Annotated in this window: 25 protein-coding genes; 18 read left to right on the top strand and 7 right to left on the bottom strand. The window is 62.6% G+C overall.

Going from position 1 to position 26481, the window contains the following annotated elements; genetic code table 11:
* Nucleotides 1-90 precede the first annotated feature (90 nt).
* From purD to UIA24_RS05115, 3 genes are all read left to right on the top strand, one after another.
* Nucleotides 91-1386 carry a phosphoribosylamine--glycine ligase gene (gene purD / locus UIA24_RS05125; RefSeq protein WP_330522332.1) on the top strand — a complete coding sequence of 432 codons (1296 nt, stop codon included), beginning with the start codon at nt 91-93 and terminating at the stop codon, nt 1384-1386.
* Nucleotides 1387-1510: 124 nt separating this feature from the next.
* The gene (locus UIA24_RS05120) at nt 1511-4294 is read left to right on the top strand and encodes a hybrid sensor histidine kinase/response regulator (protein ID WP_330522331.1); all 2784 of its coding nucleotides are present in this window, start codon (nt 1511-1513) and stop codon (nt 4292-4294) included.
* 24 nt (nt 4295-4318) lie between these two features.
* Nucleotides 4319-4918 carry a MarC family protein gene (locus UIA24_RS05115; protein ID WP_330522330.1) on the top strand — a complete coding sequence of 200 codons (600 nt, stop codon included), beginning with the start codon at nt 4319-4321 and terminating at the stop codon, nt 4916-4918.
* On the opposite strand, the gene UIA24_RS05110 is transcribed toward UIA24_RS05115, so the two are convergent.
* From UIA24_RS05110 to cobG, 7 genes are all read right to left on the bottom strand, one after another.
* The gene (locus tag UIA24_RS05110; RefSeq protein ID WP_330522329.1) at nt 4900-5577 is read right to left on the bottom strand and encodes a hypothetical protein; all 678 of its coding nucleotides are present in this window, start codon (nt 5575-5577) and stop codon (nt 4900-4902) included. The two genes, UIA24_RS05115 and UIA24_RS05110, sit on opposite strands and share 19 nt — an antisense overlap.
* Nucleotides 5578-5600: 23 nt before the next feature.
* Entirely contained in the window at nt 5601-6251 is a 651-nt protein-coding gene (locus UIA24_RS05105; protein ID WP_099773431.1) for a hypothetical protein, read from the bottom strand.
* A gap of 58 nt (nt 6252-6309) precedes the next feature.
* Nucleotides 6310-7011, bottom strand: a complete 702-nt coding sequence (locus UIA24_RS05100) for a hypothetical protein (RefSeq protein ID WP_099773430.1) — start codon at nt 7009-7011, stop codon at nt 6310-6312.
* A 112-nt stretch (nt 7012-7123) separates the two neighbouring features.
* A complete protein-coding gene (gene cobJ, locus UIA24_RS05095) occupies nt 7124-8830 on the bottom strand; it encodes a precorrin-3B C(17)-methyltransferase (protein ID WP_330522328.1) in 1707 nt (568 codons plus the stop codon).
* Nucleotides 8830-9561, bottom strand: coding sequence for a precorrin-2 C(20)-methyltransferase (locus UIA24_RS05090; RefSeq protein WP_065757934.1), 732 nt, complete (start codon nt 9559-9561; stop codon nt 8830-8832). Before UIA24_RS05090 ends, cobJ begins: the two co-directional genes overlap by 1 nt.
* Nucleotides 9561-10187, bottom strand: coding sequence for a precorrin-8X methylmutase (locus tag UIA24_RS05085; RefSeq protein ID WP_163934925.1), 627 nt, complete (start codon nt 10185-10187; stop codon nt 9561-9563). The genes UIA24_RS05090 and UIA24_RS05085 overlap by 1 nt, the downstream gene beginning before the upstream one ends.
* Nucleotides 10180-11508 (bottom strand): precorrin-3B synthase, encoded by a 1329-nt coding sequence (gene cobG / locus UIA24_RS05080; RefSeq protein WP_330522327.1) that lies wholly within the window; start codon nt 11506-11508, stop codon nt 10180-10182. Before cobG ends, UIA24_RS05085 begins: the two co-directional genes overlap by 8 nt.
* Nucleotides 11509-11624: 116 nt before the next feature.
* Here cobG and cbiE point away from each other — a divergent pair, with 116 nt between their 5' ends.
* The 15 genes from cbiE (at nt 11625) to UIA24_RS05005 (ending at nt 26455) form a co-directional block, all read left to right on the top strand.
* Nucleotides 11625-12836: a precorrin-6y C5,15-methyltransferase (decarboxylating) subunit CbiE gene (gene cbiE, locus UIA24_RS05075; RefSeq protein ID WP_330522326.1), complete on the top strand. Its 1212-nt coding sequence runs from the start codon at nt 11625-11627 to the stop codon at nt 12834-12836.
* Entirely contained in the window at nt 12829-13923 is a 1095-nt protein-coding gene (locus tag UIA24_RS05070; RefSeq protein WP_065757930.1) for a cobalt-precorrin-5B (C(1))-methyltransferase, read from the top strand. The genes cbiE and UIA24_RS05070 overlap by 8 nt, the downstream gene beginning before the upstream one ends.
* Nucleotides 13920-14636 (top strand): cobalt-precorrin-6A reductase, encoded by a 717-nt coding sequence (locus UIA24_RS05065; RefSeq protein ID WP_330522325.1) that lies wholly within the window; start codon nt 13920-13922, stop codon nt 14634-14636. The genes UIA24_RS05070 and UIA24_RS05065 overlap by 4 nt, the downstream gene beginning before the upstream one ends.
* 118 nt (nt 14637-14754) lie before the next feature.
* Nucleotides 14755-15141, top strand: coding sequence for a DUF2946 domain-containing protein (locus tag UIA24_RS05060; RefSeq protein WP_330522324.1), 387 nt, complete (start codon nt 14755-14757; stop codon nt 15139-15141).
* A 46-nt stretch (nt 15142-15187) separates the two neighbouring features.
* Entirely contained in the window at nt 15188-15658 is a 471-nt protein-coding gene (locus UIA24_RS05055) for a copper chaperone PCu(A)C (RefSeq protein ID WP_330522323.1), read from the top strand.
* Between the two features lie 19 nt (nt 15659-15677).
* Nucleotides 15678-16094: a DUF2946 domain-containing protein gene (locus tag UIA24_RS05050; protein ID WP_330522322.1), complete on the top strand. Its 417-nt coding sequence runs from the start codon at nt 15678-15680 to the stop codon at nt 16092-16094.
* Between the two features lie 80 nt (nt 16095-16174).
* Entirely contained in the window at nt 16175-18250 is a 2076-nt protein-coding gene (locus UIA24_RS05045; protein ID WP_330522321.1) for a TonB-dependent copper receptor, read from the top strand.
* A 49-nt stretch (nt 18251-18299) separates the two neighbouring features.
* On the top strand, nt 18300-19664 hold the full coding sequence (locus tag UIA24_RS05040) for a PepSY-associated TM helix domain-containing protein (protein WP_330522320.1): 1365 nt from the start codon (nt 18300-18302) through the stop codon (nt 19662-19664).
* 233 nt (nt 19665-19897) lie between these two features.
* A complete protein-coding gene (gene urtA / locus UIA24_RS05035) occupies nt 19898-21163 on the top strand; it encodes an urea ABC transporter substrate-binding protein (RefSeq protein ID WP_330522319.1) in 1266 nt (421 codons plus the stop codon).
* Nucleotides 21164-21227: 64 nt separating this feature from the next.
* Nucleotides 21228-22727 carry an urea ABC transporter permease subunit UrtB gene (gene urtB, locus UIA24_RS05030; RefSeq protein WP_330522318.1) on the top strand — a complete coding sequence of 500 codons (1500 nt, stop codon included), beginning with the start codon at nt 21228-21230 and terminating at the stop codon, nt 22725-22727.
* The gene (gene urtC / locus UIA24_RS05025) at nt 22727-23806 is read left to right on the top strand and encodes an urea ABC transporter permease subunit UrtC (protein ID WP_330522317.1); all 1080 of its coding nucleotides are present in this window, start codon (nt 22727-22729) and stop codon (nt 23804-23806) included. The genes urtB and urtC overlap by 1 nt, the downstream gene beginning before the upstream one ends.
* On the top strand, nt 23803-24663 hold the full coding sequence (gene urtD, locus UIA24_RS05020; RefSeq protein WP_065757920.1) for an urea ABC transporter ATP-binding protein UrtD: 861 nt from the start codon (nt 23803-23805) through the stop codon (nt 24661-24663). Before urtC ends, urtD begins: the two co-directional genes overlap by 4 nt.
* A gap of 9 nt (nt 24664-24672) precedes the next feature.
* Nucleotides 24673-25371: an urea ABC transporter ATP-binding subunit UrtE gene (gene urtE / locus UIA24_RS05015; protein WP_065757919.1), complete on the top strand. Its 699-nt coding sequence runs from the start codon at nt 24673-24675 to the stop codon at nt 25369-25371.
* Nucleotides 25372-25405: 34 nt separating this feature from the next.
* Nucleotides 25406-25927 carry a GNAT family N-acetyltransferase gene (locus tag UIA24_RS05010; protein ID WP_330522316.1) on the top strand — a complete coding sequence of 174 codons (522 nt, stop codon included), beginning with the start codon at nt 25406-25408 and terminating at the stop codon, nt 25925-25927.
* 6 nt (nt 25928-25933) lie between these two features.
* On the top strand, nt 25934-26455 hold the full coding sequence (locus UIA24_RS05005; protein WP_330522315.1) for a GNAT family N-acetyltransferase: 522 nt from the start codon (nt 25934-25936) through the stop codon (nt 26453-26455).
* Nucleotides 26456-26481 lie beyond the last annotated feature (26 nt).

Here is a 26481-nt window from a genome sequence, read left to right as displayed (position 1 = left end):
GGCCGCGTGCAGTCCCCAGGACTGCAACGCGCCCATCGCCACAACGCTGGCTCCCGCAGTTTCCAGAATTAGCGTCATCGAGGTTTTGACATGAAGGTTTTGATTATTGGCAGCGGCGGTCGTGAACACGCCCTGGCCTGGAAAGTTGCCCAGGACCCACGCGTCGAGAAAGTCTTCGTCGCCCCAGGCAACGCCGGTACCGCTACCGAAGCCAAGTGCGAGAACGTCGCCATCGACGTCACCGCGCTGGAGCAGTTGGCTGACTTCGCCGAGAAAAACGTCACCCTGACCATCGTCGGCCCGGAAGGCCCGCTGGTCGCTGGCGTCGTCGACCTGTTCCGCAGCCGTGGTCTGGACTGCTTCGGCCCAACCAAGGGTGCCGCCCAACTGGAAGGCTCCAAGGCGTTCACCAAGGACTTCCTGGCACGCCACAAGATTCCGACCGCCGATTACCAGAACTTCACTGAAATCGAACCGGCACTGGCCTACCTGCGCGAAAAAGGCGCACCAATCGTGATCAAGGCCGACGGCCTGGCCGCGGGCAAAGGCGTGATCGTTGCCATGAGCCTGGCAGAAGCCGAAGACGCCGTACGCGACATGCTCGCCGGCAACGCCTTCGGTGAAGCCGGTTCGCGCGTAGTGATCGAGGAATTCCTCGATGGCGAAGAAGCCAGCTTCATCGTCATGGTCGACGGCAAGAATGTGCTGCCGATGGCCACCAGCCAGGACCACAAGCGCGTCGGCGACGGCGATACCGGCCCGAACACCGGCGGCATGGGTGCCTACTCGCCAGCACCGGTCGTCACTGCCGAGGTGCATCAGCGGGTTATGGACCAGGTGATCTGGCCGACCGTTCGCGGCATGGCCGAGGAAGGCAATGTCTACACGGGCTTCCTCTATGCCGGTTTGATGATCGACAAAGCGGGCAACCCGAAGGTCATCGAGTTCAACTGCCGTTTCGGCGACCCGGAGACCCAGCCCGTCATGCTGCGCCTGGAGTCGAGCCTGGTGCTGCTGATCGAAGCCGCATTCGCCAAGGCGCTGGACAAGGTCGAAGCACAGTGGAACCCGCAGCCAAGCCTGGGCGTGGTCCTGGCAGCTGGCGGCTACCCGGGCGACTACACCAAAGGTGCACCGATCCACGGCCTGGACGCTGCTGCCCAACTGACCGGCAAGGTGTTCCACGCGGGTACCGCACTCAAGGATGGCGCAATCGTCGCCACCGGCGGTCGTGTACTCTGTGCCACAGCGCTGGGCGAAACCGTTGAAGCCGCACAGCAGCAAGCGTACCGCCTGGCCCGTGAAATCAGCTGGGAAGGCAGCTTCTACCGCAACGACATTGGCTACCGTGCCATTGCCCGTGAGCGCGGTGAACATCAGCAGTAAAACGAGACCACGGGTACGCCTGGCGTACCCGACCAGACGACAAGGCCCCGCGCGGGCCTTGCCTTCGTCTCGGCCCGCCGCGCATAGTGGTACCCCGGCATTCAGCTAAGGAAGGGATTTCGTCGTGCGTTGGCTCAGGATTGCCATTGGCCTCACCGTCAGCCTGCTGACCCTGTTCTGCCTGTTTCCGGCGTCTGCCGAACATAGCGGTGGCTGGGCCGTTTTGCTTGACGAGCAAGCCAACCTGCAACTGAGCGATGTACGCTCCGAACGCTACCGAAACCAGTTCAGCCCTATCCAGATCAGCCGACTCAACGCTGCCGCCCCCAATCACGCACTGTGGTTGCACTATCGCCTACCCCCGGGCGAGAACGAACAACTGTTGCGTGTCTTCGCTCCGGACTTGTCCAGCCTTGATCTGTATGTGCTGGATGGCAACGTGCTGCTAAAGCAGTCTCTCAACGGCCGCGTCGGTGACACCAGCGAACCCGTGCTGCGTAGCAGTGACCACTTGTTACGACTGCCCAACAGTGCAAAGCCACTGGATGTCTATCTACGGCTGGTTTCCGAACACCAGTTGCGCCCCGACATAACCCTGCAACCTGCTGCCGAAGCCGCCGCCGACCAGCGTGAAGCCGTAATGTTCGGCCTGCTGTTCGGCTGCATTGGCATGCTGATACTGCACAACCTCGCCCGTTTCGCCTATTCACGCTCAACCACCAGCCTGGCACTGGCCGCGTATCAGGGCCTGATGCTGTTCAGCGCACTGATTCTGCTGAACCTCGGCAGCCCCTGGATCAACCTCTGGCATTCTGCCCAAACCCCTGCGGCGTACCTGACAGCGCTGTTGGCAACGCTGTGCGGCCTGGTCTTTACCGCTCGTTTTTTCAATGGCTTCGATCAGCCTCGCCTGACTCGCCTGCTGCAGGCAGACCTGCTCCTGATCAGCCTCTGCGGCCTGGTGCTGCTGTTTGTCGATACCCTGCCGCTGAACCTGATGACCTACGCCCTGATGGCGTTAGGCAGCCTGAGCATGCTGTTGGTGGCCAGCTATCAATGCTACAAGGGGTATGCGCCAGCCAGGCTGCTCACCCTGGCCATGCTGGTGTTCAACATCGGCTGCCTGGTCGTGCTCCCGGCCCTGCTGGTGCTCACACGTACGCCGACCCAATGGTTACTGTTCATCCTGCTCGGGCTGACCGCGCTCAGTGGCTTGCTGCTGAACATGGCCGTCAGTGAGCGCTTGCGTACCATCAGAGAAGCGCGCTTCAGTGCCAGCCGCGCATTGGCCGCGAGCAATGCAGAGGTCAACGCCAAGGCCGAGTTTCTCGCCAGGATCAGCCATGAAATCCGCACGCCCATGAACGGTGTGCTGGGCATGACTGAACTGCTGCTGGGCACTCCGCTGTCGGTCAAGCAGCGTGACTACGTACAAACCATTCATAGCGCCGGCAACGAACTGCTTACCCTGATCAACGAAATCCTCGACATCTCCAAGTTGGAGTCCGGGCAGATCGAACTCGACGACGTGCAGTTCGACCTCAATGCCCTGATCGAAGATTGCCTGGGTATCTTCAGGGCCAAGGCCGAACAGCAGAATGTGGAGTTGATCAGCTTCACCCAGCCGCAAGTTCCCCGGGTTATCAGTGGCGATCCGACACGCCTGCGCCAGGCCCTGCTGGGCCTGTTGGAGAATGCGCTGAAGACGGTCGATCAGGGCGAAATTCTACTGGTGATCGCCCTGGACCAACGTACTGACACTCCTCGCTTGCGCATTGCCGTACAGGACAGCGGCCAACCGATGGCCGACAGTGATCGCGATGCCTTGCTGCAAGCCGAGCTGAACAGCCGGCACTACCTCTCCGAAAGCAAGCTGGGCGGGCATCTGGGCCTGGTCATCGCCAAGCAGTTGGTCACCTTGATGCACGGCGAGTTCGGCATCAAGACCAGCCCCAATCAGGGCAACACCCTCTGGATAACCCTGCCGCTGGATCCGCAGCGCCTGGAACAACCCGCCGCCGACCTGGACGGCCCGTTGCGTGACGCCCGCGTGCTGGTGGTGGATGACAACGACACTTGCCGAAAAGTACTGGTACAGCAGTGCAGTGCCTGGGGCATGAACGTCAGTGCCGTGCCATCAGGCAAGGAAGCACTGGCCCTGCTGCGCACCAAGGCCCACCTGCGGGACTACTTCGATGCAGTACTGCTCGACCAGAACATGCCAGGCATGACCGGGATGCAACTTGCCGCCAAAATCAAGGAAGACCCGAGCCTGAACCACGACATCCTGTTGATCATGCTCACCGGCATCAGCAATGCGCCAAGCAAGATCATCGCGCGCAACGCCGGGGTCAAGCGGATCCTGGCCAAGCCTGTGGCCGGCTATACCCTCAAGACGACCCTGGCCGAGGAACTCAGCCAGCGGGCCAAAGGGCCACACCTGCCGCACGCCGCATCGTTCAGCCATCAGCCACTCCAGATGCCCAGCGACTTTCGCATTCTGGTTGCCGAAGACAACAGCATTTCGACCAAGGTCATTCGGGGCATGCTGGGCAAGCTCAACCTGGAGCCCGATACGGCCAGCAATGGTGAAGAGGCTTTGGCGGCAATGAAAGCGCAGCGCTATGACCTGGTCCTGATGGATTGCGAAATGCCCGTGCTGGACGGTTTTTCCGCCACCCAGCAGTTACGCGCCTGGGAAGCCAACACCCAACGCAAACGCACGCCAGTGGTCGCCCTGACCGCGCATATCCTTGCCGAACACAAGGAACGTGCACGCCTGTCGGGCATGGACGGGCATATGGCCAAGCCCGTTGAGCTGTCACAACTGCGTGAACTGATCGAACAATGGGTGGCCCGCCGAGAACAAGAGGCCAGCCAGGCGACAGGCACTGATACACTTCGTTGAGTCCATCAGCCGCGAGCCCACGCCATGCTTCATGAGTTGTTCAGCGTTTACCTGAAAATGCTCGTGCTCTACAGCCCGTTCTTTGTTCTGTCCTGTTTCATTAGCCTGACCCGTGGCTACTCCAGCAAGGAGCGCAAGCACCTGGCCTGGAAAGTCGCCATTGGCGTGCTCGTCTCCAGCGTTCTGCTGTACCTGTTCGGACGGGTAATCTTCGGCATCTTCGGTATCACCGCCGATGCCTTTCGCATTGGTGCGGGCAGCGTGCTGTTCATTTCCGCACTGGGCATGGCACAGGGCAAGTCTGCGGTGCAGACCGACAGCGTGCAGCAGGACGTCACCATCGTGCCACTGACCATACCGCTGACGGTCGGCCCAGGTACCATCGGTGCGCTGCTGGTGATGGGGGTTGGTCAACCGCACTGGGACGACAAACTGCTGGCCATCATCAGTATCGCTGCAGCCAGCCTCACGGTCGGCCTGGTGCTCTACCTGTCCAACCGCATCGAACGCCTGCTCGGCGACCAGGGCCTGCAGATCGTCAGCCGGTTGATGGGGCTGTTCGTCTGCGCCCTGGCGGCGCAAATCATCTTTACCGGGATAAAGGGCTACCTGTTACCCGGCTGAGACTGACCGCGCACAAGCATGATGTACTGCCGAGATGCTTCCGCCATTTTGCGAGCGACAACAGCGCGTCGCTCCTGCCGGAACAAGCGGGTATTGAACCGCACCAACTCGACACGCGGTTGAAAAACCTCGACCAAGCTGGAACGCTGCAGAAAGATAAACCCCTGCTGCTTTTGCGGCACCCGGATTTCCTGATGAAAGAGCACCAAGTCGACCTGCCCAGCTTTGCTCTGCATACAGGGCAGCAGTTGAAAGCGCACCTCATCACGGGAACGGGCACTGCTTTCGAACAAGGTAAGCGCCTTGTCATCATTGGCAAGCCGCTTCACTGCAAGATCGCAAGCCTGTGCATAGTGCTCGCGCCCATCCTGACCGATCATGGCCAGCGCCGCGTCCACCACTCGCTCACGGTCCGGGCCAGGCAGCGGGGCATCTGCAGGGGGCGTAGCGTCCCACCCGAGGTACTTGAGCGTGTTCTTGTAATAGGCAAACCAGTCCTCGATCTGACCTTTGTTGAAAAGATCCCGAGTCACCCGCTGCGCATACAAGTTAGCCAGCAGGACGTCCTCCCGATCATCGCCCATAACGCCTGGCAGAAACGTTGCTACGCTTCCGTCCACCACGACGGCGCTATCCTCTCGCTTATCCAGCATGTTCATACTCCCATCCTTGTGAAGTACCGTTAGACGTCTATCGACGTCATTGAGCTATCGCGTTCCGAACGCATCATCATGGCCAAGTCTTCCCGGATCGTTGCAAAGGTGCTCTCGTGAAGCTCAGCCGTGTAAAGCGACGTGTGGATGCTGCCCTTCAAGAGCCCCAAACACAGGTCTTGAAAGGTTTGAGAACTCTCCAGGAGCAAGTTGCCTCCAAGCAGAACAGGCCCAGGTTCGACAACCACAATGCCCAGCGCCAACTGGCTGCAACCCTTCGTTGATTGACTGCCTGAACGGATTAGCGACTGCTTGACGTGGTGTTGAGTCGGTAACTCGATAAAGCGCTGTAGCACGTCCCTGACGCGGCACCTTGATAAGGTCGAAACGAGCGCTACCAGCGCCTCCGTAAAGTCCTCGACAGGCTTGGATACACCGCAGTAGACATCCCTCTCGATGCGATAGCGCTGCGCTGATACAAGCCAGCCTAACGCTGATTGCGCCTCTCGATGTACCGCTAGCCAGCCTTCATAGTCGAGAAACATCGAGCACTCGCTGTCGGCCTTTAACCGGGCAAAAAGCTGCGTATCCAGCACATCACTGCGTTCTTGCTTCGACAACGCGCGGGACAGCAGCAACAACGTACTACCACAGAGAAACTCTTCGTACTCTATTTGCATGTCAGCGCTCCCTGCTAACAAGGAGAGGGGCAATACGTCCCCCCTCCTTTGGCGGATATCAACGCTTGAGCTTGAGGCTCAACAGGGTTTTCCGGGCGTTGTCGGCTACCTCACCCTCGACCACGTCTTTGTTACGCTCATACAGCGAGCGGTGGAAAGTGAAAGCAGCAGAACCGGTATACGTCTCGGCATTGCTGCCGCTCCAGCTGAAAAACAGCAAGCCGGTTTTCTTGTCTGGCGTTTGGTTTACCTGCACGGCACCAACGGTCATGATCACCTCACCGTTAGGCTGCTCCATGCAAGACGCCACACTCAGGCTGGTACCTTGCTTGCTCACCGCATTACGGGAAATCACACTGATAGCCTCGTCAGCCTTGTCCAGTGCCTTCAGGGCATTGCCTGCAACAACCGGCAAAACAGAAGCACTGGTACCGCCGGAGCCCAGAAGGCTCACAGCACCCGCCAGAGCGTGAACCATAAGACCATCCATGGTGAACTCGCGGTTGCTGGACTTCTCCTTGCTGTAGGTGTACTTGATCGAAACCCAGCCGCAGGCCTGCATGGTTTGAATGTAAACCTCAAACCACTTCTGCCCTTCCTCATTCGGGTGATGAGCGGCGGTGGCTGCCTGGCTTGCAAACAGATGGCAGTACTTGGCTGCTTCGCGGTTGCTCAGCGACATGCCTTTGACAAACGAAAGTACTTCTCCACTTGCTACTTCTGCAACATCGCTGGAGGTGTCCAAGATTGGGTTGTTCATGATTGATTCGTCCTTGATCGTTAGTGGTAACAGAGCCAGTGATGACTCTGCGCCCACACTAAGACAACGATCCAGGTCATTCAGGACAGAAACACTTCCCGGGTGATCCCGCTCAGCTAGCTGGCTTGTCGCCATACCAGCGTGGCGTGTACACCCATTGGCCGCCCTCAGGACGAGGGAACACGCAGGTGGTGGACGAGCCGACCAACACCATGGTGCGCATGTCCACCTGCTCAGGGGTCAGCTCCCCCAGGGTGATGACGCGCAATGTTTGCCCCGGCCTACCGATATCACGGCCAAGGACTACAGGCGTCTGCGCCGTACGGTGCTGACGTACGATTTCCAGGGCACGCCCCAGTTGCCAAGGCCGCGAACGCGAAATCGGGTTATAGAAAGCCAGCGCCAGGTCTGCCTGAGCCGCGAGGTCGAGGCGCTTCTCGATAATCGACCACGGCTTGAGGTTGTCCGACAGCGACAGCACACAGAAGTCATGGCCCAATGGCGCACCCGCTTGAGCGGCGGTGGCCAGCGAGGCTGAAACCCCCGGCAGGATCTCCAAGTCAACCGCATGCCAGGCCGGGTCGTCTGACTCATGAAGGGCTTCCAGTACCGCTGAGGCCATGGCGAACACGCCGGGGTCACCCGACGATACCACCACCACCGAACGGCCCTGGACCGCCAACTCGAACGCGTGACGCGCGCGCTGCATCTCTTCGCGGTTATCGGTGCAATGCAGCACCTGATCGTCGCGGAACGGGCCGGCCATACGCACGTAGGTCTCGTAACCCAGCACATCGTTGGCACGGGCCAACTCGGCCTTGACCGCCGGCACCATGAACTGCGCAGCACCTGGCCCCAGGCCAATCACCGCCAGTCGACCACGGGCACGGCCGATCGACTGAACGTCGATAGGCTGACTGGCCACGGCAATCGCAATGCCGTCACCCATCGCCTGAGGCAGCAGCAGTTGAGGCAGGGCCTGTGCCGCCAGTGCCACGACACTGTCAGCCGCCGGGGCGAAACGCAAGGCAACGCCCAACTCAGCTGCGGCATCACGCAGCGCCGGGCTGCTCATCTCGCTGTCTGCCGCCAACAGGCAGGCCAGCGCGGGCTCGGCAATCTTCGCCGCCTGCAGGGCAGCGCGCACGGCCTGAGCCGGTTCAGGCAGTGTTGCGCTGATTGCCACCAATACGCAGCGCGGATGGATCAACAGCTCATGGGGCGAAGGCTCACGGGCTTCACAGCCGACATGGATCGAACGCTGCGCCTGTTCATCGTGCGGCAGTTGGGCTTGAGCCAACCAAGGCGCCGCCCCTTCAATACGCACCGGTTCACCAGCCAGCAGGTCGGAGACAAAGCGCTTACCCAGCTCAAGATCAGCCAAGGCATAACCACTGGGCGGGTTGAGCAGACAGGTGCCAAAGCGCAATTCTCCGCTGGTAGTGATCGCCGCCGCGACGCCCAGGCCGGCGGCAATTTCACGGGCCATTACGTTGACGCCACCCAGCCCCCCCAGCAACGGCACCACGGCGCTGCCATCTTCGGCCACGGCCAGCACCGGAGGCTCAGCGCCCTTCTCCAGCAACAGGTCGGCCAAGGTACGGATGACAATACCAGCGGCGCACAGGGCGATAATCGGCGTGTCCTGCTGATACAGCTGGCGCAGGGTCTGGCCGAACGCCTGATAACTCAGGTCGGCACCCTCGACCCGGCCCGCGAGGCCATGGATAAGGGCGTCGGGATACACCTGCTGGATTTTCCGGGCAGTGGCCAGGCTGCCCTTGCCGAGAATCACGATGGCCGGAGCCTTGCGCGCCATCACCCTTGCCACCTCTCACCCGGCACAATAATCAGCGAGAAATAAGGTGACGATTGCGGGTCGACCTCATCCAACGCGACGATCTTCTGATTGGCCATGGTCGCCCGCTCGACATACAACGCACGCTCGGCCAGCCCCAGTTCGCTCAGCACCTGACGGACCTTGGGGAAGTTGCGCCCCAGCTTCATGATCACTGCCGCATCGGCATCGGCCAAGCGGCGCTTGAGTTCTTCGTGTGGCAACACGCCCGAGAGAACCGACAGGCTCTGGTTGCGATACACCAGCGGCGCGCCCAACACAGAAGCACCGCCCAGCATCGAGCAGACACCCGGCACCACCTGCGCGTCGTAACGCTCGGCAAGGCGGTCGTGCAGGTACATGTATGAGCCGTAGAAGAACGGATCGCCTTCGCAGATCACCGCCACATCGCGACCGGCATCCAGGTGCGCCGCCACGTCAAGGCTGGCCTGATCGTAGAAATCGCTGATGACCTGCTCATAGGACAATGGCGCTGGCAGTGCTTCGGTGGTCACCGGATAGACCAGTGGCAACAGGGTCTGGGCATCCTGCAAATGCGCTTCGATAATGCCGAATGCGTTGCCACGCTTACCCTTGGCAACAAAGTACGCCACCACCGGCGCCTCGCGCAGCAGGCGCAAAGCCTTGACGGTGATCAGCTCCGGATCACCCGGGCCGACGCCCAGGCCAAGCAAACGTCCACGAGCCTGCATCACTCCACCTCCGTGGCCAGGGCGTTGACCGCCGCTGCGGCCATGGCGCTGCCGCCACGGCGGCCTTCGACGATCACAAACGGCACGCCACGGCTATCGGCGGCGAGCATGGCCTTGGACTCGGCAGCACCGACAAAGCCCACCGGGAACCCCAGGATCAGCGCGGGCTTGGGCGCCCCGGCATCAATCATTTCCAACAGGTAGAACAAGGCGGTGGGGGCATTGCCAATCACCACCACACTGCCTTCCAGGTAAGGGCGCCACAGCTCCAGCGCCACCGCCGAGCGGGTGTTGCCCAGCTCGCGGGCCAGGTCCGGCACGCTGTCGTCCTTGAGGGTGCAGATCACCTCGTTGTTAGCCGGCAGGCGCGCACGGGTAATGCCTTCGGCAACCATCCGCGCATCACAGAGAATCGGCGCACCCGCCGCCAGCGCATCGCGCCCGGCCTTGCCCGCGCCCGGGGAGAAACGCAGGGCATCAACCACCTCGACCATGCCGCACGCGTGAATCACCCGCACCGCGAGCTTTTCCAGGTCAGCCGGAATCCGCTCAAGACGGGCTTCCTGGCGAATGATGGCGAAGGAGTTGCGATAAATCTCCTGGCCGTCGCGGATGTAATCAATCATCGATGTTGCTCCATAAGCGGGTGTCCAGATAAACGCCCGCTTCTTCTATTGTCAGATTGCGCCCGCTGAGGACGCCCAGGCCCGGCTGCGCCGGGTCGTGAAAATACAGGTCGTAATGACCGGGGCCCACGGCCAGCAGCGTGGCTGGCGCGGCATGGGCCATGGCACAGGAGCGCTGGCAGCCGCTGAGGTGAACAGCACCAAGCGGGCCCGATCGGGATAGCAGCGGGGCCAGCCGCTGGGCATCGCCCTTGGTGTCGGACAGCGCCTTGGCACAGCCCGTCGAACCGGTGCACGCGACTAGTCGGGCCATGGGTTCACGCACGTCACACAGCAACCCCAGTGCGCTCAAACCGGCCAAGGCCGCCGAGGCCTGCTCCACGGCGACGTTCGGCAACAGCACACCCTGCCACGGCGTCATGCGCAGGCTACCGTCACCCCACTCGCGCGCAAGCCGCGCAACACCACGCAATTGCTCGGCACTCAAGCGTCCCAATGGGGCCACTGCACAGACGGCCGCATGATCAGGCTGAAGCTGTGGGTAGACTCCCAGCGGCTGGGCAAGGTCACCCACGCCCCTGCGCCATTGGCGAACGGCAACATCGCGCCGTAGCGTCAGGGGCAAACGGGCAACGAACGCCTCCACGTCCATTGTCGCCAACAACTGGCGCATACGCGCCTGCTCGGGCGAGGCCAGATCAAGAAAGGTGTTCAGTACCGCCAGCACCAGCGCATGCCCTTGTGCCAACGGCACCGCGCCCAATGCGGCGTCCTCACTCGGGCACCCTGCCAGCCCGAATGCCAGCCAGGGCTGACCTTCCAGGCTCAGTGCCGATAGCCACAGGTCATGAGGGTGACGGAGCATGGCCATCGCTTCACCGCCATCCAGCTGCACGGCGAACTTGGGTGACAGTTGCTGAAAACGTGGGCTGCTTTGCAACGAATCGAGAATCTGCCGGGCCAATGGCCGGGTATCGAACAGCATGGCGCGGTCCAGGCCCGCCGTTGGGCTGAGCATCAGGTTGCGCACATCATCACCGGCCATCTGGGTCGGCCCCAGGCCCGCCGCGAGCAAACAGGCAATCAACGCGTCGCGCTCGGTGCCGATGCCGCGAATCTGCAGGTTGCTGCGGTTGGTCAGCTCGATCACTCCGATGGCAAAACGCTCGGCCGCCTCGGCCACCGCATCAGCCTGGCCGGCACTGATTTCGCCGCCATTGAGCTTGATCCGGGAAATACCGCCATCCAGCGCCTGGACGATGCGCCACAACCCCGGACAGGCCGAGGGGCGTAACGCAGGGGACGGCTGTAGCTCGTTCAAAAGATCACCCGATAATCGTCAAAAGGCGCTGGTCGTTGGAAGGCGCGGTATTATGCCTGCTTTGTCCGGCAGCAGGATAAGCCTGCTGGTCGGATTGGCAGTGTAGAGGATGCGGCATGGCCCCCTGGCTCACCCTGGTAGGAATCGGCGAAGACGGCTTCAACGGCCTCGGCAAGCAAGCCCGCAGGGCGCTGCTCGGCGCTGCGCGGGTGTTTGGCAGCCCACGGCAGTTGGCCTTGCTGCCACGCTGCATCGGCGCTGAACGCGAGCCCTGGCCTAGCCCGTTTTCCTTGACGCCGTTGTTGGCGCTGCGCGGTGAAGCGGTGTGTGTATTGGCCAGTGGCGACCCCATGCTGTATGGCGTGGGCGCCAGCCTGGCACGCCAGGTCGCGGCCAGTGAAATGACCGTGCTACCGGCACCGTCTTCCTGTTCGCTGGCGGCGGCCCGGCTCGGCTGGGCGCTGCAAGACGTTGTCACCCTCTCGGTCGTCGCTCGCCCGGTCGCCGCGGTGGCCGCTCACCTCTATACCGGTCAGCGCCTGCTGGTGCTGAGCAACGACGCCAGCAGCCCTGCAGCGCTGGCCGAACTGCTGCGTGCCAGAGGCTTTGGCGCCAGCCGCATGGTGGTGCTGGAGCACTTGGGTGGCCCGCTGGAGCACCAACACGAAGGGCATGCCAATACCTGGTCCAACCCGGACGTCGCAGCACTGAATGTCGTTGCCATCGACTGCCAGGCCGACCCCGACGCGCCGCGCCTGTCGCCCTTGGCCGGCCTGCCGGATTCCGCCTTTCGTCATGATGGCCAGATCACCAAGCGCGATGTACGCGCCATCACCCTCGCCCGGCTCGCCCCGCAACCTGGCGAACTGCTCTGGGACGTTGGCGCCGGCAGCGGCTCCATCGGCATCGAATGGATGCGCGCGCACCCCAGTTGCCGGGCTCTGGCCATTGAGGCCGACGAAGGCCGCCAACAGCTGATCGAACACAACCGCGATGCACTCGGCGTACCCGGCCTGCAACTGATCCGTGGGCGCGCACCGCACGCGCTGGCAGGCCTGGAGCAGCCCGATGCGATCTTCATCGGCGGCGGTGTCACCCGTGAGGGTGTGCTGCAGCACTGCTGGAATCAGTTGCGCCCCGGGGGCCGTCTGGTCGCCAACGCCGTGACCCTGCAAAGCGAGGCCACCCTGGCCGACTGGCGTGAGCGCCACGGCGGCGAACTGACCCGTATTCACATCGCCCAGGCGCAGCCGCTGGGTGAGTTCGACACGTGGCGCCAGGCGCTCCCCATTACCCTGCTCGATCTGGTCAAACCCCTCGATGCGTGACGAAACGGCCGAACAACCCGCGCCACTGCGCAGTGGCCTGACCACCGGTAGCTGCGCCACAGCCACCAGCCTGGCGGCGGCTCGCCTGTTGCTGACGGGGCAAGCCAGTGATGCGGTGCAGATCACCCTGCCCAAGGGCAAGGTCGTGCAGATGCGCCTGGAGTTCTGCCGTTTGCTCGACGATGGCGCCGAAGCGGGAACCCTCAAGGATGCCGGTGACGACCCGGATGTCACCCACGGTGCGCTGCTCTACAGCCGCGTTCGCCTGCAAGCACAGCCGGGCGTACGGTTTGTCGCGGGCAGCGGCGTCGGCACCGTGACCCGCCCCGGGCTGGTGCTGGCGGTGGGCGAGCCAGCCATCAATCCTGTGCCTCGGAAGATGATGACTGAACACCTGCAACGGCTGGCAGAGGAAGCCGCCTACGCCGGAGGGTTTGAAGTGACTGTGAATGTCCGCGATGGCGAAAACCTCGCCTTGAAAACCATGAACCCACGCCTGGGGATTCTCGGCGGGCTGTCGATTCTCGGCACCAGCGGCATCGTCCGACCGTTTTCCTGCGCAGCCTACATCGCCTCGATTCATCAAGGCATCGATGTCGCCAGAACCAACGGTTACCTGCACATCGCAGCCTGCACCGGCAATGCCAGTGAAGACACCATGCGCCAGTACTACAACTTGCCGGAAATCGCCCTGATCGAAATGGGCGACTTCGTCGGTGCGGTGCTCAAGCACCTGCGCAAGGTGCCTGTGGACAAGCTGAGTATCTGCGGGGGGTTCGGCAAGATCAGCAAGCTGGCCGCCGGGCACATGGACCTGCACAGCCGCCACTCCAGTATCGACCTGCCACAGTTGGCCGGGTGGGCCGCTGCCATTGGTGCCGACGCCGAGCTACAGGCGGCCATCATCCAGGCCAACACCAGCCAGCAGGCGCTGGCGCTGGCTCACGCGGCGGGCGTAGCCTTGGGCGATGCCGTCTGCGCTCATGCCCGGGCCTTCGCGCAAACCATCGTCCCACCCCAGGTGCAGGTGGAAGTCTTCGCCATCGACCGCCAAGGCGGCATTGTCGGCCAGGCGGGTGTGCAATGAGCCCACGTATCCTGCTGCTCGGAGGCGTCACCGAAGCCTTGGCCATTGCACGTCAACTGGGCCCCGAGCACGTCTACAGCCTGGCGGGGGTTGGGCGCGTACCGCAGGACCTGCCCTGCCAGGTACGTGTTGGCGGGTACGGCGGCGCGCAAGGGCTGGCGGCGTACCTACAGGCAGAAGGCATCCGCCTGCTGATCGACGCCACGCACCCGTACGCCGCACAAATCAGCCACAACGCGGTTCTCGCGGCCAAGCAGGTGGGCATCCCGTGCTGGGCACTGCGTCGCACGTCCTGGCAAGCACAACCTGGAGATGACTGGCGTGAAGTGGCCGACTGGGGCGAACTGATGCAGGCGCTGGCCCCCTTCCAGCGCCCGCTGTTCACCCTGGGCCGCGAGCCGTTGCAGCACCTGGACGAGATACCATCGCAGCAATTCTGGACCCTGCGCGCACTGGAGAGCTGCCCCGGCAACGACCGCTGCGAAATCATCGGTGCACGCGGGCCGTTCCGCATCGACGACGAACGTGCCTTGTTTGAGCGTCGGCAGATCGACGTGCTGATCAGCAAGAACAGTGGCAGCAGCGCCACCGAGCCCAAACTGGACGTGGCGCGCGAGCGCGGGGTGCCGGTGTTGATTCTCAAGCGCCCGGCATTGCCGGAGGCAGACCGCCTGTTCTGGTCGACACAGGCATTGCTGGAGGCGCTGCGTTAAACGCCCGGTCAGTCCGGCAGGCTCAGCCTGCGGCACTTCATCGCACCCGGGCTTTTGTACTTATACTGGCACTTCTGGCTAAATGGCCAACACTCACGATTCCTGACCGGATCTTTCCATGCCACGACAACGGCTTGCCTATGCCTGGATCGCCTGCATCGCCGTATTGGTGAACATGCTGGCGATGCCGTTGTCCGCGGCCGCGCCGAAGGGGCAAGCCGAGCAACTGCTCTGGGGGGCGTTCTGCTCCGGCAGCGGTACGCAGATGGTAGCGATTTCGCTGGGCCAGACCGAGCCTGGGCCGTCGAATGACGATCATTCCGTGATGCAGCACTGCTGGTGCTGCTCCGGATCGGCACCCGTGCTGGCGCTACCGGCACAGGCACCGCAGCTGCTGTTGCCCGAACAGGCGTTCGGCATACCGCAACCCCTGTCCAGCACGCTTCAGCCAACACCGCGGCAATTGTGGCCCGCCCTCAATCCTCGTGCCCCACCTCTGGTTTGATTCTCTACGCTATCCGTTGCGAAACCGAATCGACTGGAGAACTACCATGCTATTGAAAGCCTTTGCCCTGGCCGCCCTGCTGCTGCCGGTGACGTTTGCCAACGCCCATGAATACACCAAGGGCGATCTGCACATCGCGCACCCATGGTCGCAAGAACTACCGCCCAACGCGCCCAATGTGGCGGCCTATTTCGTTGTTCACAACAAGGGCAACAGTGCCGACCGCCTGCTCAGCGTCGCCTCCCCCATCAGCGACAATGCCGAGCTGCACGAGCACCTGATGAAGGACGGCCTGATGAAGATGCAGCAGGTGCCTAGCGTCGTCGTTCCCGCCGGCAGCGACCTGGTCTTCGCCCCTGGCGCCTATCACGTCATGCTCATGCAACCCAAGGACCGCAGCCTGCTGCGCGACGGCAAGCGCTTTCCACTCACGCTGCATTTCGAGAAGGCCGGCGATATCACGGTTGAGGTCGCGGTACAGAAGCAGCCGCCCGAAGAGGCTGCCCACAGCCATTGATCGCTGACGCGTCCCCGCGATGAGCACCTTGCGCCAACGCCAGATCCGGCCCGCATCACCTCGCGGCAGCTGGCTGAGCCTGTTCGCCATGTTGATGATCTTCATCGGCCCACTGATTTCTCAGTCGATGCCGATGGATCATCGCGCCTCCATGCCTGCGGGCATGGAAATGGGCATGGAGATGGCCTGTCACGAGGGTGCTCAGGCGACCAGCGCACACAAGGCCTCACCGTCACTGCACGTCCTGTGGGAGAAGTGCGGCTACTGCAGCCTGTTCTTCCACTGCCCGGCCCTGCCCCAGACGCACAGCCTGCTGGAAAGCGCCGTCACACCGGCCAGCACAGGGCTGATCGTCCAGCCTCGCCAAGGCCATGCCCGCCAAGCGATCTTCCCTGGCGCCCGAACCCGCGCTCCGCCTACCCCGTTTTCAGTCTGAACCCACTTGTTATCGAACTCGGCCCGGGCGTCTGCCCGAAGGTCGACGTCTGCCTTTGACTGAAAAACGTTGGAATGATTATGTCTGGCTGCACCGCTATGTTTCGTCTGTCCCTGCGCGGCACTATCGCCGTGGCCTGTGGCTCCCTGCTCAGCCCGTTCATCCTGGCCGCCGAGCAAGGCCATGAGAACCACACTCAAGACCCAGCCGAACTGAGCCCCACGGTCATCACCGCTGTGGCGCCCAGTTCACCGCTTACCGTGGTCACCAACCCCAAGGACCCTCGCCAGCCCGTACCCGCCAGCGACGGTGCCGACTACCTGAAGACCATCCCCGGTTTCTCCGCCATTCGCGCAGGCGGCACCAACGGCGACCCGGTGCTGCGCGGCATGTTTGGTTCACGCCTGAACATCCTCACCAACGGCGGCGTAATGCTCGGCGCTTGCCCAAGCCGCATGGATGCGCCGACGTCCTACATCGCACCGGAAACCTACGACCGCCTGACCGTGATCAAAGGCCCGCAGACCGTCCTCTGGGGGCCGGGCGCATCAGCAGGAACCATCCTTTTCGAGCGCGAGCCCGAGCAATTCGGTGAACTTGGCAGCCGGGTCAACGCCAGCGTGCTGGCCGGCTCCAACGGCCGCTTCGACAAGGTGCTGGACGCTGCAGCAGGCGGCCAGTTGGGCTATGTACGTGTCATCGGCAACCAATCGCACTCGGATGACTACGAGGATGGTAACGGCGATACGGTGCCGTCCCGCTGGGACAAGTGGAACGGCGACGTCGCCCTCGGCTGGACGCCAGACGCCGACACCCTGCTGGAGCTGACCGCCGGCAAGGGCGACGGTGAAGCGCGGTATGCCGGGCGAGGCATGGACGGGTCGCAGTTCAAACGCGAAAGCCTGGGCCTGCGCTTCGAGAAATCCAACCTTGGCGACGTGCTCGACAAGGTCGAAGCGCAGGTCTACTACAACTACGCCGATCACGTGATGGATAACTACAGCCTGCGTACACCGCCCACCAGCGGCATGATGGCCGGGCCGATGGTCAGCAACGTCGACCGCCGCACCATGGGCGCGCGGATCAAGGCAACCTGGCGCTGGGCCGATGTGACGCTGATCAGCGGTATCGATGCGCAGACCAACGAACACCGCAAACGTGGCGGCATGGGCATCGATGCACACAAGGACAAACCGTGGAGCAAAGATGCTGACTTCCACAACTACGGCGTGTTTGGTGAACTGACCTGGGAAACCACCCAGCAGGATCGGCTGATCACCGGCGCACGCCTGGACCGCGCCTCGGCCAAAGACTATCGCAAGACCACCTCAGGCATGATGCCGCGGCCCAACCCCACCTACGGTGACACCCGTGCCGACACCCTGCCCAGCGGTTTTGTACGCTATGAGCACGACCTCGCGGCCATCCCGGCTACCACCTACATCGGCCTCGGGCATGCCCAGCGCTTCCCGGACTACTGGGAACTGTTCTCGCCCAAATCCGGCCCTGACGGCTCGGTGAATGCCTTCGACGCGATCAAACCGGAGAAAACCACCCAGCTCGACTTCGGTATCCAGTACCAGACCGACGTGGTCGAGGCCTGGGCCTCCGGTTACGTTGGCCAGGTGCGCGACTACATCCTGTTCGACTACACCCAGAACAGCTCCCAGGCCCAGAACATCGATGCACGGATCATGGGCGGTGAACTCGGTGCCGCCTACAAGCTGACCTCCAACTGGAAAGCCGATGCCTCCCTGGCCTACGCCTGGGGCAAGAACAGCAGCGATGGCGCGGCCCTGCCACAAATGCCGCCGTTGGAAAGCCGCCTGGGCCTGACCTACAGCCGCGATGACTGGAGTGCCGGCGCGCTGTGGCGCGTGGTAGCGGCGCAGAACCGCATTGATGAAAACAAGGGCAACGTGGTCGGCAAGGACTATGAAAAGAGCGGGGGCTTCGGCGTGTTCTCGCTCAACGGCGCTTACCGCGTGAACAAGAACCTCAAGCTCAGCACAGGCGTCGACAACCTGTTCGACAAAGCCTACGCCGAACACCTGAACCTGGCGGGTAACGCCGGCTTCGGTTATCCGGCCAATGACCCACAAGCGATCAACGAGCCAGGCCGTACGTTCTGGACCAAAGTCGACCTGAGTTTCTGATGCAGCCGGGCGCGGCTGAAAAGCCGCGCCCACACCGCTGGAGCGTGCAATGAAAAAAGTACAACCGTCTTTCTACAACCTGGCCTGGCGCTGGCACTTCTACGCTGGGTTGTTCGTGGCTCCGATTATGATCCTGCTGGCCATCACCGGGATCATCTATCTGTTCAAGCCACAGCTTGATCCGCTGATGTACCGTGACCTGATGGTGGTCGAGGCGGGCCATCACCGGCAAAGCGCCGACACCCTGCAACAATACGTACAACACGCCTACCCACAGGGACATGTCGGGCAATACCTGCCAGCCACGGCGACCGATCGCAGTGCGCAATTCGTGGTGCATGAGGGCGGGCGAGAACTGAATGTATTCATCGACCCCTACACCGGCACTGTACTCGGCGCGCAGGATGCCAAGCGCAACCTGCAAGCGGTGGCCCGTGCGCTACACGGCGAGCTGATGATCGGCACGGTCGGTGACCGCGTGGTTGAATTGGCCGCAGGCTGGGGCATCGTCCTGGTGGTGTCTGGGCTGTACCTGTGGTGGCCACGCGGCAAAGCTTCGGCTGGCGTGCTGTGGCCGCGCCTGGGCGCACGCGGGCGTCTGTTCTGGCGCGACCTGCATGCCGTCAGCGGTTTTTGGGGCTCAGCCTTGCTGTTGCTGATGTTACTCAGTGGCATGACCTGGACCGGCTTCTGGGGCAAACAATACGCCGACCTGTGGAACCGCTTTCCGGCGGCCATGTGGAACGACGTACCGCAGTCCGACCAGCAGGCCCGCACCCTCAACAACGCCAACCGGCAGACCGTGCCTTGGGCCGTGGAGAACACGCCAATGCCACAATCCGGCGCGCACGCTGAACATGCCGGTCACATGGCCGCCAACTCGGCGCCCGCGTTGCCACAGGTAAGCCTGCAACAGGTCGAAGACATCGCCACTGCGCGCCAGGTTGAACCGGGCTACAGCATCACCCTGCCGAGCACGGCCGAAGGTGTTTTCACCATTGCCGTGTTCGCCGACGACCCGCGTAACGACGCCACCCTGCATGTCGACCAATACACCGGCAAGGTGCTGGTGGATGTGCGCTGGCAGGATTACAACAGCGTTGCCCGAGCCACTGAGCTGGGGGTGATGTTGCACGAGGGCAAATTGTTTGGCCTGGTCAACCAGCTCATCGTATTGCTGATCTGCCTGATGATCCTGCTGGGCTCGGTCAGCGGGCTGGTGATCTGGTGGAAACGCCGACCTCAGGGCGGGCTGGGCGTACCGCCCCTGCGGCATGACCTGCCGCGCTGGAAATCAGCCACCGTGATCATGCTCGGCCTGGGCATTGCCTTCCCGCTGGTGGGTGCCTCGATGCTGGTGGTATGGCTGCTGGACCGAGGGCTGGGCCGTCGCGTCCTGGCACCCGCAACCTGACCTCGGGCCAGCCCAACTTAGTTCCGGCCTCAATACCAGCCATGAGCCATTCCTGTGCAATCGCCCCCGTAACGAGCGTACCGGGGCGTCATCACAGTGCATTCCATTTGCCCCTGAACCTGTAAACACGCAGCCCACCAGCCTGTACACAAGTCGGCACAGCGCTTGCTAACGCTCTCTCCTGAAGTCGCCATCTGCCAAACAGAACAATCGAATTCAATGGAGAGAGCACTATGAAGCGTCGCAGTCTGATCAAGGCCTTTACCCTGAGCGCATCCATCGCCGCGATGGGCTTGAGCTGGAGTATCCAGGCCGCCGAGACCATCAAGGTCGGCATCCTGCATTCGCTGTCGGGAACCATGGCGATTTCCGAGACGTCGCTCAAGGACATGGCGCTGATGACCATCGAACAGATCAACGCCAAGGGTGGGGTCAATGGCAAGTTGCTGGAACCTGTCGTGGTCGACCCGGCCTCGAATTGGCCGCTGTTCGCCGAGAAGAGCCGCCAACTGCTGACCCAGGACAAGGTCGCCGTGGTATTCGGCTGCTGGACATCGGTATCGCGCAAATCCGTGCTGCCGGTGTTCGAGGAGCTCAACGGCCTGCTGTTCTACCCCGTGCAATATGAAGGCGAGGAAATGTCACCGAACGTCTTCTACACCGGTGCAGCGCCGAACCAGCAGGCCATTCCGGCGGTGGAGTACCTGATGAGTGAAGAAGGCGGCGCGGCCAAGCGCTACTTCCTGCTTGGCACCGATTACGTCTACCCACGCACCACCAACAAGATTCTGCGCGCCTTCCTGCACAGCAAGGGCGTGGCCGACAAGGACATCGAAGAGGTCTACACGCCGTTCGGGCACAGCGATTACCAGACCATCGTCGCCAACATCAAGAAGTTCTCCGCAGGCGGCAAGACCGCAGTGATCTCCACCGTCAATGGCGACTCCAACGTGCCGTTCTACAAGGAACTGGCCAACCAGGGCCTGAAAGCGACCGACGTACCGGTCGTGGCTTTCTCGGTGGGCGAAGAAGAACTGCGCGGCATCGACACCAAACCGCTGGTCGGGCACCTGGCCGCCTGGAACTACTTCGAGTCAGTGGAAAACCCGGTGAACAGCCAGTTCGTCGCCGACTGGAAGGCCTATGCCAAAGCGAAGAACCTGCCAGGTGCCGAAAAGGCCGTGACCAATGACCCGATGGAAGCCACCTACGTTGGCATTCACATGTGGGCACAGGCCGTGGAAAAGGCCAAGTCCACCGACGTCGACAAGGTCCGCGAAGCCTTGGCCGGCCAGACCTTCAAGGCACCGTCAGGCTTCACCCTAACCATGGACAAGAGCAACCACCACCTGCACAAGCCGGTCATGATCGGCGAGATCCAGGACGACGGTCAGTTCAACGTGGTCTGGCAGACCGAGCAACCGCTGCGCGCGCAACCCTGGAGCCCCTTTATCCCTGGCAACGACAAGCGCCCGGACTATGCAGTGAAGGGCAACTGAGTAGTCCCTCCCTGCAGGTACTGGCACAGCCGGTGCCTGCAGGCCCTCCTCAAGAGACATCACTATGCTCACTGCCGTGTACCGTTTGATCATCGGCCTCGCCTTGCTGTTGCCTCTGGCCGCAGAGGCCGGCGATGCCGACTATTTCGTCGCTGCCAACGCCACCGAACAGGCCCGCCTGCTGCAGGCGTGGGCGGCACAACCCGACCCGGCCCGGCTGGCGCTGCTCACGTCGTTGCAGCAAGGCCGCATCAGCCCGGACGACAGCCGCAAGTTGCGCCTGAACAACCGTCTGCGCGGTCTGCTGGATAACGCACTGGCCAGCCATCAACTGCTGGTCGAGGATCCCCGCGTACGGCTCAGTGCCGCGCAACAGTTGCAGAAAAGCGCGCAGCCGGCCCAGGTTGCCTTTCTCGACCGCCGTTTCGCCAGCGAAGCAGACAGCGCCGTGCACGCGGCCCTCGGCCTGGCCTTGGCCAACCTGCAACTGGCCGCCAGCGACCCGGCGGTGCGTCTGGCCGCTGTACGCCTGCTCGGCGAAACCGGCGACCCGATGGCCCGCACCCGCCTGGAGAGCCTGCTTGACCCAGCGGTGGAAACCCATGAAGCCGTGCGCACCGCCGCTGAAACCAGCCTGGCCCAAGTCAAGCGCAAGCTGTTGATCGGTGAACTGCTCGGCCAGGCATTCAGTGGGCTGTCACTCGGCTCGATCCTGTTGCTGGCGGCGCTGGGCCTGGCGATTACCTTCGGCCTGTTGGGCGTGATCAACATGGCCCACGGCGAGATGCTGATGCTTGGCGCCTACTCGACCTATGTCGTGCAGGTACTCGTGCAACGCCTGATGCCCGAGGCACTACCGTTCTATCCGTTGCTGGCGCTACCGGTGGCGTTCTGCGTCAGTGCCGGGGTCGGCATGCTGCTGGAGCGCACGGTGATTCGTCACTTGTATGGTCGCCCGCTGGAAACCCTGCTCGCGACCTGGGGCATCAGCCTGATGCTGATTCAGGCAATCCGCCTGCTGTTCGGCGCGCAGAACGTCGAGGTCGCCAACCCGGCCTGGCTGTCTGGCGGGCTGCAGGTATTGCCTAACCTGGTGCTGCCGTACAGCCGCCTGGTGATCATCGGCTTCGCCCTGTTCGTGGTACTGCTGACCTGGTTGCTGCTCAACCGCACACGCCTTGGCCTGAACGTGCGGGCAGTGACGCAGAACCGCAACATGGCCGCCTGCTGTGGCGTACCCACCGGGCGTGTGGACATGCTCGCCTTCGGCCTTGGTTCGGGCATCGCCGGCCTCGGCGGCGTAGCCCTGAGCCAGATCGGTAACGTCGGCCCGGACCTCGGCCAGAGCTACATCATCGACTCGTTCCTGGTGGTGGTGCTTGGCGGCGTCGGGCAACTTGCCGGCAGCCTCTGGGCGGCCTTCGGCCTGGGCGTGGCCAACAAACTGCTGGAGCCGCAGATCGGTGCGGTACTCGGCAAGATCCTGATCCTTGCGCTGATCATTCTGTTCATCCAGAAACGCCCGCAAGGCCTCTTTGCACTCAAGGGACGGGTAATCGACTGATGAACCAGCCACTCTTGATCCGCGCCACACAGAAAGCCGGGCCGCGCCTCTCGCTGGCCGTCGGCGCTGCGGTACTGCTAACCCTGCTGGCACTGCCGCTACTGTCACTGCTGCCCGACGGCCACAGCCTGCAGGTATCGGCCTACACCCTGACCCTGGTCGGCAAAATCCTCTGCTATGCCATCGTTGCCCTGGCGCTGGACCTGGTCTGGGGCTATGCCGGCCTGCTCTCCCTCGGTCACGGGCTGTTTTTTGCCCTGGGCGGTTACGCTATGGGCATGTACCTGATGCGCGAAGCGGCCGGTGACAGCCTGCCGGCCTTCATGACCTTCCTGTCCTGGAGCGAACTGCCCTGGTACTGGGCCGGCACCCAGCACTTCGCCTGGGCGCTGTGCCTGGTGGTATTGGCACCCGGGCTGCTGGCGCTGGTGTTCGGCTTCTTCGCTTTTCGTTCGCGCATCAAGGGCGTGTACTTCTCGATCATGACCCAAGCCCTGACGTTCGCCGGGATGCTGCTGTTTTTCCGCAACGAGACCGGCTTTGGCGGCAACAACGGCTTCACCAGTTTCCGCAGCATTCTGGGCTTCGATATCACCGCCCAAGGCACACGCGCCGTGCTGTTTCTGCTGACCGTCGCGCTGTTGCTGGCCAGCCTCTACATCGGCTGGCGGCTGGCGCGCAGCAAGTTCGGCCGGGTTCTGACCGCCCTGCGCGATGCTGAAAACCGCTTGATGTTCTGCGGTTACGACCCTCGTGGTTTCAAACTCTTCGTCTGGGTGCTCAGCGCCGTGCTGTGCGGCCTGGCCGGCGCCCTGTACGTGCCACAGGTGGGCATCATCAATCCCAGTGAAATGTCACCGACCAACTCCATCGAAGCAGCGGTGTGGGTCGCCCTTGGCGGGCGCGGCACCTTGATCGGGCCGCTGCTCGGTGCCGGCCTGGTCAACGGCATGAAGAGCTGGTTCACCGTGGCGTTTCCGGAGTTCTGGCTGTTCTTCCTCGGGGCACTGTTCATTCTGGTCACCCTGTACCTGCCCAAGGGCGTGGTCGGCCTGCTGAAGAAAAGGGGCGAACAATGAGAACGACACCACTGCCGGTGGTTCATCCGGAATTCATGCTCGAGCCCATCCTGGACGCCGGCAGCGGGCGTGATGCCATTGGCCTCGGCCAACGTCGCGGCGAAGGGCTGGAGGTGCGCCACGGCACGGTACTGACACTGGAAGATATCAGCGTCAGTTTCGATGGCTTCAAGGCCCTCAACAGCCTCAACCTGTACATCGGCGTCGGCGAGTTGCGCTGCATCATTGGCCCCAACGGGGCGGGCAAGACCACCTTGATGGACGTGATTACCGGCAAGACCCGTCCCAACACCGGCAACGCCTGGTTCGGCGATACCCTGGACCTGACCCGCATGAGCGAGGTGCAAATCGCTCAGGCCGGCATCGGGCGCAAGTTCCAGAAACCAACGGTGTTCGAGGCGTTGAGCGTGTTCGAGAACCTTGAGCTGGCGCAGAAGAACGACAAATCGGTCTGGGCCTGCCTTGGCGCGCACCTGCGTGCAGAGCAGCGCGACCGGATCGACGAGGTGCTCAAGACCATCCGCCTCGACGGCTCAGCCCTGCGCCCTGCGGGCCTGCTTTCCCATGGTCAGAAACAGTTTCTGGAGATCGGCATGCTGCTGATGCAAGACCCGCAACTGCTGCTGCTCGACGAGCCCGTCGCAGGCATGACCGACGCGGAAACCGAGTTCACCGCCGAGCTGTTCAAGGGCCTGGCGGGCAAGCACTCGCTGATGGTGGTCGAACACGACATGGGCTTCGTCGGTGCCATTGCTGACCACGTCACGGTACTGCACCAGGGCAGCGTGCTGGCCGAAGGCTCACTGGAACAGGTACAGGCCGATGACCGGGTCATCGAGGTCTATCTGGGCCGCTAGGAGATTGCCATGCTGAAAGTCGATTCGCTTCACCAATACTACGGTGGTAGCCACATCCTGCGCGGCCTGTCGTTCGAGGCCAAGGTTGGTGAGGTGACCTGCCTGCTGGGCCGCAACGGTGTCGGCAAGACCACCCTGCTGCGCTGCCTGATGGGCCTGCTGCCGGTTCGTGAGGGCACGGTGCAGTGGGAGCATAACCCCATCACTGCACTCAAGCCGCATCAACGGGTAGAGGCTGGGATTGCCTACGTGCCTCAGGGGCGCGAGATCTTTCCACGCCTGAGCGTGGAGGAAAACCTGTTGATGGGGCTCTCTCGCTTCAGTGCCAAAGAGGCCAAAAGCGTACCGGCGTTCATCTATGAGCTGTTCCCGGTACTGCTACAGATGAAACACCGTCGTGGCGGCGACCTCTCCGGTGGCCAACAACAGCAATTGGCGATTGGCCGGGCGCTGGCCAGCCGCCCTCGCCTGTTGATCCTCGATGAGCCCACCGAAGGTATCCAGCCCTCGGTGATCAAGGAAATCGGTGCGGTGATCCGCACGCTGGCAGCGCGTGGCGACATGGCGATCCTGCTGGTGGAGCAGTTCTATGACTTCGCCGCCGAACTCGCCGATCAGTACCTGGTGATGTCTCGAGGCGAGATCGTCCAGCAGGGTCGCGGCAAAAACATGGAGGCCGAGGGTGTACGCGGGCTGGTAACCATTTAACCTGAACACCTGCCTTACGCCTTGAGAACCTGCCATGACCTACCTGATCCGCGATGCCGTTCACGCCGACCTGCCGGGCATCCGTGATATCTACAACGACGCCGTGCTGAACACCACGGCGATCTGGAACGAACAACCGGTCGACCTGGACAATCGCCAGGCCTGGTACGAGGCGCGCCAAACACAGCAGTACCCGATCCTGGTGGCCGTCGACGCAGCCGGTGAGGTGCTAGGCTACTCATCATTCGGTGACTGGCGTCCTTTCGAGGGGTTTCGCCACACGGTCGAGCATTCGGTCTACATCCGCGCCGATCAACGTGGCAAAGGCCTCGGCCCGGCCTTGATGCAGGCCTTGATCGAACGTGCACGGGCCAGCGGCAAACATGTGATGGTGGCGGCTATCGAAAGCGGCAACCAGGCGTCGATTCACCTGCATGAACGCCTGGGTTTCACCCTGAACGGACACATGCCTCAGGTGGGCGTGAAGTTTGGCCGCTGGCTGGACCTGACCTTCATGCAATTGATCCTCAACCCGGGTGCACAGCCCATGGAGTGACCGCTGATGAACGCTGCCCAGTTACACCGAGTGACCCACGAAAGTTTTGCGCATTACCGCGACGGCCTGGTGGCGCTGTTGCTTGACGCGGTTCGTCAGGGCGCATCGGTTGGTTTTCTCGCGGATATCGACGCCCAGCAGGCCAACAACTACTTCGATGAGGTCAAGGCACGCCTGACCACGGGTGAGTTGCTGCTGTGGGTCGTGAGCAAGGACAAGGATGTGCTGGGCAGTGTTCAACTCGGTTTGTGCCAGAAGCCCAATGGCCTTAACCGTGCCGAAGTGCAGAAGTTGTTGGTGCATGGCAATGCTCGCCGACGCGGGCTGGGCCAGCAGTTGATGCAGGCGCTGGAGCACACGGCGCGCAAGGAACGGCGCGGCCTGCTGTACCTGGACACCGAGGCGGGCTCGGAGGCAGAGGCGTTTTACCGGTCCCAGGGCTACACCCGTGCCGGTGAAATCCCGGACTATGCCTGTGGGCCGGACGGCACCTACCGACCGACAGCCTTGTATTACAAATTACTGTAACCGGCAGCCTGCGTCGTCGAAGCGCC

It is taken from the genome of Pseudomonas sp. AL 58, from assembly GCF_036348395.1.
In the GTDB taxonomy this organism is placed as follows: Bacteria; Pseudomonadota; Gammaproteobacteria; order Pseudomonadales; family Pseudomonadaceae; genus Aquipseudomonas; species Aquipseudomonas defluvii.
This window is presented reverse-complemented; position numbering and strand designations above follow the sequence as displayed.

Bases quoted from the DNA above. Each gene is read 5' to 3' on its own strand.
- purD (WP_330522332.1), top strand. From the start codon at position 91: ATGAAGGTTTTGATTATTGGCAGCGGCGGTCGTGAACACGCCCTGGCC.
- UIA24_RS05115 (WP_330522330.1), top strand. From the start codon at position 4,319: ATGCTTCATGAGTTGTTCAGCGTTTACCTGAAAATGCTCGTGCTCTAC.
- UIA24_RS05110 (WP_330522329.1), bottom strand. From the start codon at position 5,577: ATGAACATGCTGGATAAGCGAGAGGATAGCGCCGTCGTGGTGGACGGA.
- UIA24_RS05105 (WP_099773431.1), bottom strand. From the start codon at position 6,251: ATGCAAATAGAGTACGAAGAGTTTCTCTGTGGTAGTACGTTGTTGCTG.
- UIA24_RS05100 (WP_099773430.1), bottom strand. From the start codon at position 7,011: ATGAACAACCCAATCTTGGACACCTCCAGCGATGTTGCAGAAGTAGCA.
- cobJ (WP_330522328.1), bottom strand. From the start codon at position 8,830: ATGGCGCGCAAGGCTCCGGCCATCGTGATTCTCGGCAAGGGCAGCCTG.
- UIA24_RS05090 (WP_065757934.1), bottom strand. From the start codon at position 9,561: ATGCAGGCTCGTGGACGTTTGCTTGGCCTGGGCGTCGGCCCGGGTGAT.
- UIA24_RS05085 (WP_163934925.1), bottom strand. From the start codon at position 10,187: ATGATTGATTACATCCGCGACGGCCAGGAGATTTATCGCAACTCCTTC.
- cbiE (WP_330522326.1), top strand. From the start codon at position 11,625: ATGGCCCCCTGGCTCACCCTGGTAGGAATCGGCGAAGACGGCTTCAAC.
- UIA24_RS05070 (WP_065757930.1), top strand. From the start codon at position 12,829: ATGCGTGACGAAACGGCCGAACAACCCGCGCCACTGCGCAGTGGCCTG.
- UIA24_RS05065 (WP_330522325.1), top strand. From the start codon at position 13,920: ATGAGCCCACGTATCCTGCTGCTCGGAGGCGTCACCGAAGCCTTGGCC.
- UIA24_RS05060 (WP_330522324.1), top strand. From the start codon at position 14,755: ATGCCACGACAACGGCTTGCCTATGCCTGGATCGCCTGCATCGCCGTA.
- UIA24_RS05055 (WP_330522323.1), top strand. From the start codon at position 15,188: ATGCTATTGAAAGCCTTTGCCCTGGCCGCCCTGCTGCTGCCGGTGACG.
- UIA24_RS05050 (WP_330522322.1), top strand. From the start codon at position 15,678: ATGAGCACCTTGCGCCAACGCCAGATCCGGCCCGCATCACCTCGCGGC.
- UIA24_RS05045 (WP_330522321.1), top strand. From the start codon at position 16,175: ATGTCTGGCTGCACCGCTATGTTTCGTCTGTCCCTGCGCGGCACTATC.
- UIA24_RS05040 (WP_330522320.1), top strand. From the start codon at position 18,300: ATGAAAAAAGTACAACCGTCTTTCTACAACCTGGCCTGGCGCTGGCAC.
- urtA (WP_330522319.1), top strand. From the start codon at position 19,898: ATGAAGCGTCGCAGTCTGATCAAGGCCTTTACCCTGAGCGCATCCATC.
- urtB (WP_330522318.1), top strand. From the start codon at position 21,228: ATGCTCACTGCCGTGTACCGTTTGATCATCGGCCTCGCCTTGCTGTTG.
- urtC (WP_330522317.1), top strand. From the start codon at position 22,727: ATGAACCAGCCACTCTTGATCCGCGCCACACAGAAAGCCGGGCCGCGC.
- urtD (WP_065757920.1), top strand. From the start codon at position 23,803: ATGAGAACGACACCACTGCCGGTGGTTCATCCGGAATTCATGCTCGAG.
- urtE (WP_065757919.1), top strand. From the start codon at position 24,673: ATGCTGAAAGTCGATTCGCTTCACCAATACTACGGTGGTAGCCACATC.
- UIA24_RS05010 (WP_330522316.1), top strand. From the start codon at position 25,406: ATGACCTACCTGATCCGCGATGCCGTTCACGCCGACCTGCCGGGCATC.
- UIA24_RS05005 (WP_330522315.1), top strand. From the start codon at position 25,934: ATGAACGCTGCCCAGTTACACCGAGTGACCCACGAAAGTTTTGCGCAT.